This window comes from Roseibium sp., from assembly GCF_025698965.1.
Taxonomy (GTDB): Bacteria; Pseudomonadota; Alphaproteobacteria; order Rhizobiales; family Stappiaceae; genus Roseibium.
Genome location: NZ_JAILWL010000270.1, coordinates 1 through 8,899, shown reverse-complemented (window position 1 = coordinate 8,899; position 8,899 = coordinate 1). Strand labels below are relative to the sequence as shown.

Sequence of the window (8,899 nt, the reverse complement as noted above, 5' to 3'; positions counted from 1 at the left end):
CGATGACCAGCGCGGACCGGTCGACACGGTTGGGATCGATCTGGGCGCGCACGCCCTGAATATAGCCTTCTTCAAAAAGGCGCTGGGTTCGCCTGTGGCAGGTCGCCGGACTGACATTCACCAGATTGGCAAGATCTGCATTGCTTAGCCGACCATCCTGCTGCAGGTACTTCAGTATCTTTCTGTCGATCCGGTCGAGTTCATCAGCCATGAAAGATTCTTCCTCTTTTCATTCAATTACTAAAATATAGACTTAATTATTTTGAATTTTTTCCCTCTTTTCAATCGAAAATTCTGTCAAATTCGAGAGCACCTTTCTTCGAAATTCTGAGATCCTTTCCGCATCATTCGAACAAAGGTACTCCTTATGAAGCTCGACAAATTTGAACGTTATCCGCTGACTTTCGGACCGACGCCGATTGAACACCTGCCACGTCTGTCCGAGGCACTGGGTGGCAAAGTGGAGGTCTATGCGAAAAGGGAAGACTGCAATTCCGGCCTCGCTTTTGGCGGCAACAAGCTGCGCAAGCTTGAATACATCGTGCCCGATGCCATCGCATCCGGTGCGGACACGCTGGTTTCTATCGGCGGTGTGCAGTCCAACCATACCCGTATGGTTGCCGCGACGGCCGCCAAGATCGGCATGAAATGCGTTGTGGTTCAGGAGAAATGGGTGCCGCACTACGATGCCGTTTACGATCGTGTCGGCAACATTCTTCTGACCCGCCTCATGGGAGCAGACTCCCGGTTGGTAGAAGACGGTTTCGATATTGGCATCAGGCAAAGTTGGGAAGATGCCATGCAGTCCGTCCGTGACAGCGGCGGCGTTCCCTATGGGATCCCGGCGGGTGCGTCGGAGCATAAATTCGGTGGGCTCGGTTATGTCCGCTTTGCCGAAGAGGTCAAGGCACAGGAACAGGAGTTGGGCTTCAACTTCGACTATATCTTCGTTTGCGTCGTCACCGGCTCGACCCAGGCCGGCATGATTGTCGGCTTCGCAGTCCAGGATCGTGCCGACCGTGTCATCGGCATCGACGCTTCCGGAACCCTTGAGCAAACGCGGAACCAGGTCCGCCGGATCGTCGACAATACGGCCGAACTTGTGGCGCTCGGTCGCCCCGTGCGCGACGACGAAATCATCATCAACCCGGACTACGCCTACCCGGCCTATGGCGTTCCCTCAGAGGAAACCAATGCCGCCATCCGACTGGTAGCAAAGACCGAGGCAATGATCACCGACCCGGTCTACGAAGGGAAATCCATGCAAGGCATGATCGACCTGATCAGGACGGGCAGCATTCCTGCCGGTTCAAAAGTTCTTTATGCGCACCTGGGCGGCGCTCCGGCTCTCAACGGCTACAGCTACTACTACAAGGACGGCTAGGCCGCATGGACGAGTTGGTTTCGGGCGCGGCGTGTGTTGCATTTGTGCCATGAGCAGGAGGGAAGCGAAGCCCGTATTGATATACGGGCGAGCTTTCCGACGCCCTCAAGATTCAAATGCGCCGCGTCCTTTCAGGATTTGAGAAAAGATCATCCATTTCGGCCTAGAACTCTCAAGCTCGGATCCAAGGGGCATTCAGCACCCGGCTCAATGCCCTGCCCGGCTTTCAGGCCGCTTCCGCTCGCTTCATTTTCTGATGCTCGTCTTCCACAAGCCCGATTTTCCAGTAGCCGGATATGTAAGTGTCCTTCTTGGGCAGGTTTCGTTCGTTGTGAAGGTGATCCCTCAAGGCGCGAATGACGGAACTCTCTCCGGCGATGCAGGTCTGCACCACGCCGGACGGCCATTCCATAGACCTGACGAGATCGATCTGCGCCGTGGAGGGTTTGTGCACGTTCTCGTTGACGAGCCACTGCACCATGACACCTTCAGGTGCTGCAATGTCACGAATGTCGTCCTTTGACGGCACTTCGAACACGGCCAGGCCACTTGCATTATCCGGCATGGCCTCCAATGTCGCTTCGGCAACAGGCATTGCGGACAGGTCGGCCGCAACAAGATACCAGTCGGCGTAGAATTCAGTCAGCTTCGGCTGGCTCGGCCCCATAAAACCTAGAAAACTGTCTTTTGTCGCTTGCTGCGCCCAGCGCGTCGCCGGGCCTTCATCCCCATGGGCAACAAAATCAATGTCGAGTTCCAGTATGTCTGGACGGAACGACCGGACCGTATAGGTGCGCACAGGATGCGCTTTCGCTTCAGGAGCATCCGCCGCAAAACAGGCCTCGAACTCCTCGCGGCTTTCACCATCGCGCGGCAGAACCAGCTTGCAGTTTGCCCCCTCATGGCCGATTGGAAAACCCTCCAGTTCCGGTCCGGCGAACGTCACCCGAATGAAGTTCGGGCTGAGATATCTGGTGGATAGCACTGTAAGAAAGCGCGGACGGCGTTTTGGTTTCGTGGCCACAGGTCACCTCACTAAAAGCTGAGTTATTTTCTCATGATTTAGCAGTTGTCGCGCTTGTTTTAAAGACCTTCATTGTTTGATTTCCGGTAACAGACCGTCACACGGTATTCATCTGCCGCAAAACAAAAGCCCGCCGATGGCGGGCATTTGTCAGTCAGGTGGCTGAGGGAAGATCAATTCCGGATGATTGGCTCTTTCAACTCTTCCGGTTTCTTTTCCTTGATGATTTCCCAGTTCAGGGTCGCATTCTTGATGTGGCCGGGCACGTCCTGTTCGAAGCGCTCCTGAACCTTCAGGGAATTGTTGAGATAAAGTTTGCCGTCGACAATCGACCAGGCTTCCGGAACAACGGGAACCTTGAACCCCATGGCCGCACCAAAAGCGCAGAAACCGCCGTATTGCGGGGCGAATTTGGCTGGATCTGCCACAAATTTATCCCGGTTTTCTGCTGAAGAAAACTTCCAGGTCACATCGTCATACTGGGCTGTGAATTCATCGGTTCCGGCAACGGGCTTGCCTTCGGTGAAATAAGCCACCGGGTCGGTACCACCGATGGCAACACCTGATTTGGTAAAGGTCGTGATTTCATCCGCGGAAGCTGTAAATGCGGCAGCTGAAAACAGGGCAGTCAAACCGAGCAGAACGGATTTGGACGTGTAAAGAGGCATGGACGTCTCCATAGACAGAAAGAGAAGGCGTTTCCTTGGACGGCGCATTCCTGCACCGCACCGGACGGAAAATGTCCCTTGACGTTCCAAAGATCCAATCACCCTTGTTCACAGAGCCGATAGCAAACCGCTAGGAATTTGTGATGGGCGCAAATCACATGCCGGGCAAACCTTCATTTGGTGCAGGATCTCGCGGCGCTACAAGTCCGAGAACAAGATAGACAGCGGTTTCGATATCCGTCTCCGTCACGATCTGGTCCCGGATCAGCAGCCGGAAATAGATAAATCCCAGCAAAAGATCGATTCTCGTCTCCATGTCGGCTTCAAAGGATGTCGCAATGAAAATCTGTCGAAGTACCAGCCGCTGACCTGCCTCTGCCTCGGCAAGCACTTTTGCCAGTGCCGGGACATCGCGCGAAGAGACGATCGCGCGAATGGCTCCGCCCAGATCCGTGTCCTGAAGGGCCCTCACCGTGCCGGACAGAAATTGCCTGAGGTCGGCGGCGACGCTTCCGCGCCGCGGCGACATAACATTGATCTTCACCAACCCGCTCTCAACCGACGTCGCGATCAGTTCGCTCTTGTCGGTAAAACGCCGATAGACCGCCTGTTTGCTTGTTCTGGCTCTGGCGGCAATTGCCGAGAGAGTGGTGCCCTCGAGGCCGTGGCTCGAAAGCTCTTTGAGCGTTGCTTGAAACAGGGCGTCGGTCACCCTGTCATCTTGCGGTCGTCCGGCCGACAGTTTCGCAGTGCTGCTTGTTTCCGACATACCAAACTCAATTACGGTACCATGAGGTTCCGTAATATTTGGAATGACGCCTGAAAGCAAACAGGTTTGCTTGTCTTTCAGGGTGTCAGCCAGCAAACAGATACTCACCTGCACTTCAGGCTCCTGCCTGATCTGCGCTGACGATTTAACGAGGAAGAACATGTCTGTTGATACCGATACGGTAAAACGCGTTGCCCGGCTGGCCCGGATCAAAGTGAGCGAAGATGACGCCATGCGTATGACCGGCGAACTCAATGCGATTCTCGGCTTTGTCGAGCAGCTGGATGAAGTCAACATCGACGGTGTCGAACCGATGACTTCCGTTGTCGAGCAAACGATGAAAAAACGCGCTGACGGCATAACCGACGGCAACAAGTCAGCCGACATCACGTTGAACGCTCCCGCCTCCGAAGACAGTTTCTTCATGGTTCCGAAAGTCGTCGAGTAGTCGGAAACCAAACCGGATGAAAACCGCTTCAGCCAAAATCGCCGTTGAAAGCCCGCTCACCGACGACATGCGCGCCATGATCGATGAGTTGAACGCTGTTCTGCGCTCGCTGACACCGGAAGAAGCCAATTACAGCATGACCGCCGAAGAAATGGTTGGCCCTGAAACGACGCTCATCGTCGCCAGGGTCGATGGCAAGGCAGCTGCATGTGGCGCTTTCCACCGTCATGAGGATGGCATTGGTGAACTGAAGCGTTTTTACGCCCGACCGGATTTCAGGGGCATGGGTCTGGCCCGTCGAATTCTGGATCAGATCACCGCGCTCGCACGTGAAGAAGGCTTCAGGTCGCTGGTTCTGGAAACCGGCCACAACTACGAAGCCGCCAGAAAACTCTACGAGACAGCCGGTTTCAAGGAGTGCGGTCCGATCCTCGACTATCCCGAAAGCCCCTATTCCGTTTTCTATTCCCGGCCTCTTTCGGCCGCCTGAGAGACAAAGTCATGACCGACCTTACAAAACTAACCATTGCCGAAGCCCGCGAAGGCCTGAAAAACAAGGATTACACTTCGCTTGAGCTGACCGAGGCCTTTCTCGGCAACATAGAAGCCGCCAACAATTCTCTGAATGCCTATGTCACTGTCACCGCCGATCAGGCACGCGATATGGCCAAAGCCTCGGACGAAAAGCTCGGCAAAGGCGACGCCGGTGCCCTGGAGGGGATCCCGCTCGGCATCAAGGACCTGTTCGCTACCAAGGGTGTTCACACTCAGGCCTGCAGCCACATCCTGGACGGTTTCAAGCCTGCCTATGAATCCACTGTAACGTCCAATCTGTGGGCAGACGGCGCCGTGATGCTCGGCAAACTCAATATGGATGAGTTTGCTATGGGCTCCTCCAACGAGACGTCCTACTATGGCGACGTCATCAATCCGTGGCGCAAAAAGGGCTCCAACCAGGACCTCGTTCCCGGTGGCTCCTCCGGCGGTTCCGCGACCGCCGTTGCTGCCCGCATGTGCATGGGGGCGACGGCAACCGACACCGGCGGCTCGATCCGCCAACCTGCCGCCTTCACCGGCACTGTTGGCATCAAACCGACCTATGGCCGCTGCTCTCGCTGGGGCGTGGTTGCCTTCGCCTCGTCCCTCGATCAGGCCGGACCTATTGCCCACACGGTTCGTGACAGTGCTATCCTTTTGAAATCCATGGCCTCCGTCGACCCGAAAGACACCACTTCGGTCGATATTGAAGTGCCGGACTATGAAGCTGCTATCGGAAAATCCGTAAAGGGTCTGAAGATCGGCATCCCGGCGGAATACCGCATGGACGGCATGCCGGGTGAGATCGAGGAATTGTGGCAGCAGGGCATCGAATGGTTGAAGGATGCCGGCGCTGAAATCGTCGATATTTCCATGCCGCACACCAAATATGCCCTGCCCGCCTACTACATCGTCGCTCCGGCAGAAGCGTCCTCCAACCTTGCCCGTTACGACGGTGTTCGCTATGGCCTGCGCGTTCCCGGCAAGGACATTGTCGAAATGTACGAAAACACCCGCGCCGAAGGCTTTGGCGAGGAAGTGAAACGGCGCGTTCTGATCGGAACCTATGTATTGTCAGCAGGTTACTATGACGCTTATTACCTGAAGGCGCAGAAAGTCCGCACGTTGATCAAGCGGGACTTTGACCTGGCTTGGGCCAACGGTGTCGACGCCATCCTGACCCCGGCAACGCCGTCTGCTGCCTTCGGGGTCGCCGATCAGGACCTGCATTCCGATCCGGTCAAAATGTACCTGAACGACATCTTCACCGTGACCGTGAACATGGCAGGTCTGCCAGGGATTTCCGTACCGGCCGGTCTCGACAAGTCCGGACTGCCACTCGGCCTTCAGCTGATCGGCAAGCCGTTCGATGAAAGCACCCTCTTCCAGGTCGGCCAGATCATTGAAGATGCAGCCGGCTCCTTCGAACCGGAAAAATGGTGGGGCTGAGCCGACCGGTTAACTCCCCTGCTGACGCAGAAGCCTGACAATCGCTGCCGCTGAGGAATTCTCCGAATGTCAGCGGCAGCTCCTTCCAAATCCCGGCACTTGCCGTACCGGGAAACGTCTTGGGATTGAGAGACCAAATGCACGACATCGAAACTCTGGTTATCGGCGCCGGTGTCGTCGGTCTTGCCTGCGCAAGAGCATTGGCCCTTGCCGGACGGGAGGTCATGGTGCTGGAACAGCATGACCTGATCGGGTCGGAAACAAGTGCCCGCAATTCCGAAGTCATTCATGCCGGGATCTATTATCCGACCGGCAGCCTGAAGGCCCGTGTCTGCGTCGACGGCAAGCATCAGCTTTATGGATTTTGCGCCGAAAACGGCATTGCGCACGAACGCATTGGCAAACTGATTGTCGCTTCTCACGAGGCCCAGCTGGAGGATCTCCAAAGGATCAGACAAAAGGCTGCGGAAAACGGTGTCACCGATCTGGTCTTTGTTGACCGGCGTGAACTTGAAACAAGAGAACCGGCGCTTGATTGCGCGGGCGCCCTCTGGTCTCCCTCCACCGGCATCATCGACAGTCATGGCTTCATGCTGGCCCTGCAGGGTGGACTGGAAGCCCATAACGGTCAGGTTGTTCTGAACACGCAAATTGAGCACATTACCGCTCTTCCCAATGGAGGGTACCGGGTTCAGGTGGCGTCAGATGGCACAGAAAACTATGCCATGACCTGTCGGGAGCTGATTGTGTCTGCAGGTCATGGATCTGCCGGTCTGATGGCTGACCTTCCCGGTGCCAACCCGCCAAAAACCTTTATGGCGAAAGGCAACTACTTCAAACTACAGGGCAAGTCGCCATTTTCAACGTTGATCTATCCCGTCGTTCCGGAAGGCACCGGTGGGCTCGGCGTTCACCTGACACTCGACCTTCAGCATCAGGCGCGCTTCGGACCGGATGTGGAATGGGTGGACAGTCTCGACTACGAAGTGGATCCGGCACGTGGCAACAAGTTCTACGCTGCCATCCGAGACTACTGGCCCGATCTTCCCGATAATGCCCTGATCCCCGACTATTCCGGCATCCGCCCGAAAATCGTCGGCCCCGGCGAACCGCCTGCGGATTTCCGCATTGACGGACCTGAAGCCCATGGTCTCAAGGGGCTCGTCGCGCTCTACGGCATGGAGTCGCCTGCGCTGACATCGGCACTGGCGATCGGGGATGAAGTCAGGGACCGGCTTGGGTAACATTTCGAGCCGAACAGGTCTTCGACAGCCGGGAAATTGCTCCGATCATGTCCCCTGGGATAACGTCATCCCGAATGGCGTGCCGCGAAAATCCGGGATCAGCAAACCGAGGACCATCGGGTTGCAACAAGAATGAGAACAGGGATTTCCGTTCCTCCGATTCAGCTTCATGCAACGCTTGACCGGAGTGACCAAGATCGAGAATTGCAGCGCAAGTCTGGCGCGCTGCTCGCGTCAATGAACCCTGCCGCTTTCCGCATCCAAAATTCCATCCGCATCGAGGCCGGAAATCGGCAGGCGGGTGTCCCTTGGCACATCGCCGGTCAGCTGCAATGCAAGATAGCGACCGCAACAGACCCTCAGGAAACTGGTGAAATTGCCGAGATCATGCCCGGCATCAATGCTCTCATGATGCAGTCTGGTGATCAGCTGCACGACATTCATGCCGTCACGTTTGCCGATTTCTTCAAGAACGTTCCAGAAAAAGGTTTCAAGACGCACGGATGTGACCATTCCGTCTATGCGCAGGGATTTTGTGGTGCTTTCCCATAGGTTGGGGTCGGCATCAATGAAGAGTTTGCACATGGACTTCTCCGGATCTGGTCAGAATTCATAATAGAAACTTTCCCTCATTGGAAAAAGGCCCTGCCCGGAACGAAATTGGGTCCCGGGCAGGCAACCGAAATTATCCAGCACTCATACTTGTGGGGGTTTCGTGGTGGAAGGTCGGTCAAGTTTCAAACTTCAAGCGGCGACTTTCACCTGTCCTTCGGAAAGGACCGCGTCAAATTGGGAGAGCCATGCCGGATGTGCAGGCCACGCCGGAGCTGTAACAAGATTCCCATCCGTCACAGCAGCATCAATGGCGATATCCGCGTATGTGGCTCCGGCAAGTTCCACTTCAGGACGGCACGCCGGATAAGCTGACACAGTACGCCCGTCAATCACCTGCGCTGCAGTCAGGATCTGCGCGCCATGACAGATTGCGGCTACCGGTTTGCCTTCGTCCATGAAATGCTTCACAGCAGCCAGAACCTCTTTGTCCAGGCGTAGATATTCAGGTGCCCGGCCACCGGGGATCAACAGGGCATCATAGGACGCGATATCAATGTCAGCGAACGATGCATTCAGCGTGAAATTGTGGCCACGCTTCTCGGTATAGGTCTGATCGCCTTCGAAATCATGGATGCAGGTCGCAACCGTTTCACCTGCCTTTTTGCCGGGACAGACCGCATCAACTTCATGGCCCATCGCCAGGAGAGCCTGAAACGGCACCATGGTCTCATAGTCCTCGGTGAAGTCACCGGTGATCATCAAAATCTTTGCACTCATGCCCTGTCCTCCCGTCAAGAAACGATTGGGAGAAGCTAGCAGGT

Annotated in this window: 11 protein-coding genes; 5 read left to right on the top strand and 6 right to left on the bottom strand. The window is 55.8% G+C overall.

The features are described from left to right. Positions 1–211: Lrp/AsnC family transcriptional regulator (locus K5905_RS20235; protein ID WP_297586969.1), on the bottom strand; the 211-nt coding region annotated here is incomplete at its 3' end. Between the two features lie 156 nt (positions 212–367). On the opposite strand from K5905_RS20235, the gene K5905_RS20230 reads away from it, so the two are divergent. Beyond that, on the top strand, positions 368–1,384 hold the full coding sequence (locus K5905_RS20230; protein ID WP_297586968.1) for a 1-aminocyclopropane-1-carboxylate deaminase: 1,017 nt from the start codon (positions 368–370) through the stop codon (positions 1,382–1,384). Positions 1,385–1,610: 226 nt separating this feature from the next. Here the strand turns inward: K5905_RS20230 and K5905_RS20225 are convergent, their stop codons facing one another. From K5905_RS20225 to K5905_RS20215, 3 genes are all read right to left on the bottom strand, one after another. Continuing rightward, positions 1,611–2,408: a siderophore-interacting protein gene (locus K5905_RS20225; RefSeq protein WP_297586966.1), complete on the bottom strand. Its 798-nt coding sequence runs from the start codon at positions 2,406–2,408 to the stop codon at positions 1,611–1,613. 173 nt (positions 2,409–2,581) lie between these two features. Beyond that, entirely contained in the window at positions 2,582–3,076 is a 495-nt protein-coding gene (locus tag K5905_RS20220) for a YHS domain-containing (seleno)protein (RefSeq protein WP_297586965.1), read from the bottom strand. Between the two features lie 154 nt (positions 3,077–3,230). Then, positions 3,231–3,845, bottom strand: coding sequence for a TetR/AcrR family transcriptional regulator (locus K5905_RS20215; RefSeq protein ID WP_297586964.1), 615 nt, complete (start codon positions 3,843–3,845; stop codon positions 3,231–3,233). Between the two features lie 160 nt (positions 3,846–4,005). Between K5905_RS20215 and gatC the strand changes: the two genes are divergently transcribed. The 4 genes from gatC to K5905_RS20195 all read left to right on the top strand — a co-directional run bounded on the left by gatC (position 4,006) and on the right by K5905_RS20195 (position 7,523). Then, complete coding sequence (gene gatC / locus K5905_RS20210; RefSeq protein WP_297586963.1) at positions 4,006–4,293, top strand: Asp-tRNA(Asn)/Glu-tRNA(Gln) amidotransferase subunit GatC; 288 nt, start codon at positions 4,006–4,008, stop codon at positions 4,291–4,293. A gap of 16 nt (positions 4,294–4,309) precedes the next feature. Then, on the top strand, positions 4,310–4,783 hold the full coding sequence (locus tag K5905_RS20205) for a GNAT family N-acetyltransferase (RefSeq protein WP_297586962.1): 474 nt from the start codon (positions 4,310–4,312) through the stop codon (positions 4,781–4,783). Positions 4,784–4,794: 11 nt separating this feature from the next. Continuing rightward, positions 4,795–6,279, top strand: coding sequence for an Asp-tRNA(Asn)/Glu-tRNA(Gln) amidotransferase subunit GatA (gene gatA / locus K5905_RS20200; RefSeq protein WP_297586961.1), 1,485 nt, complete (start codon positions 4,795–4,797; stop codon positions 6,277–6,279). Between the two features lie 137 nt (positions 6,280–6,416). Beyond that, positions 6,417–7,523, top strand: coding sequence for an NAD(P)/FAD-dependent oxidoreductase (locus K5905_RS20195; protein ID WP_297586960.1), 1,107 nt, complete (start codon positions 6,417–6,419; stop codon positions 7,521–7,523). Positions 7,524–7,757: 234 nt separating this feature from the next. On the opposite strand, the gene K5905_RS20190 is transcribed toward K5905_RS20195, so the two are convergent. Both K5905_RS20190 and K5905_RS20185 read right to left on the bottom strand, forming a co-directional pair. After that, positions 7,758–8,108, bottom strand: a complete 351-nt coding sequence (locus K5905_RS20190; RefSeq protein ID WP_297586958.1) for a ribbon-helix-helix domain-containing protein — start codon at positions 8,106–8,108, stop codon at positions 7,758–7,760. Positions 8,109–8,267: 159 nt separating this feature from the next. Beyond that, positions 8,268–8,855: a DJ-1/PfpI family protein gene (locus K5905_RS20185; protein ID WP_297586971.1), complete on the bottom strand. Its 588-nt coding sequence runs from the start codon at positions 8,853–8,855 to the stop codon at positions 8,268–8,270. Positions 8,856–8,899 lie beyond the last annotated feature (44 nt).

Excerpts from the sequence above, each read along its gene's own strand:
- gatA (WP_297586961.1), top strand. The coding sequence starts at position 4,795 with ATGACCGACCTTACAAAACTAACCATTGCCGAAGCCCGCGAAGGCCTG.
- K5905_RS20195 (WP_297586960.1), top strand. The coding sequence starts at position 6,417 with ATGCACGACATCGAAACTCTGGTTATCGGCGCCGGTGTCGTCGGTCTT.
- K5905_RS20185 (WP_297586971.1), bottom strand. The coding sequence starts at position 8,855 with ATGAGTGCAAAGATTTTGATGATCACCGGTGACTTCACCGAGGACTAT.
- K5905_RS20190 (WP_297586958.1), bottom strand. The coding sequence starts at position 8,108 with ATGTGCAAACTCTTCATTGATGCCGACCCCAACCTATGGGAAAGCACC.
- K5905_RS20230 (WP_297586968.1), top strand. The coding sequence starts at position 368 with ATGAAGCTCGACAAATTTGAACGTTATCCGCTGACTTTCGGACCGACG.
- K5905_RS20220 (WP_297586965.1), bottom strand. The coding sequence starts at position 3,076 with ATGCCTCTTTACACGTCCAAATCCGTTCTGCTCGGTTTGACTGCCCTG.
- K5905_RS20205 (WP_297586962.1), top strand. The coding sequence starts at position 4,310 with ATGAAAACCGCTTCAGCCAAAATCGCCGTTGAAAGCCCGCTCACCGAC.
- K5905_RS20215 (WP_297586964.1), bottom strand. The coding sequence starts at position 3,845 with ATGTCGGAAACAAGCAGCACTGCGAAACTGTCGGCCGGACGACCGCAA.
- gatC (WP_297586963.1), top strand. The coding sequence starts at position 4,006 with ATGTCTGTTGATACCGATACGGTAAAACGCGTTGCCCGGCTGGCCCGG.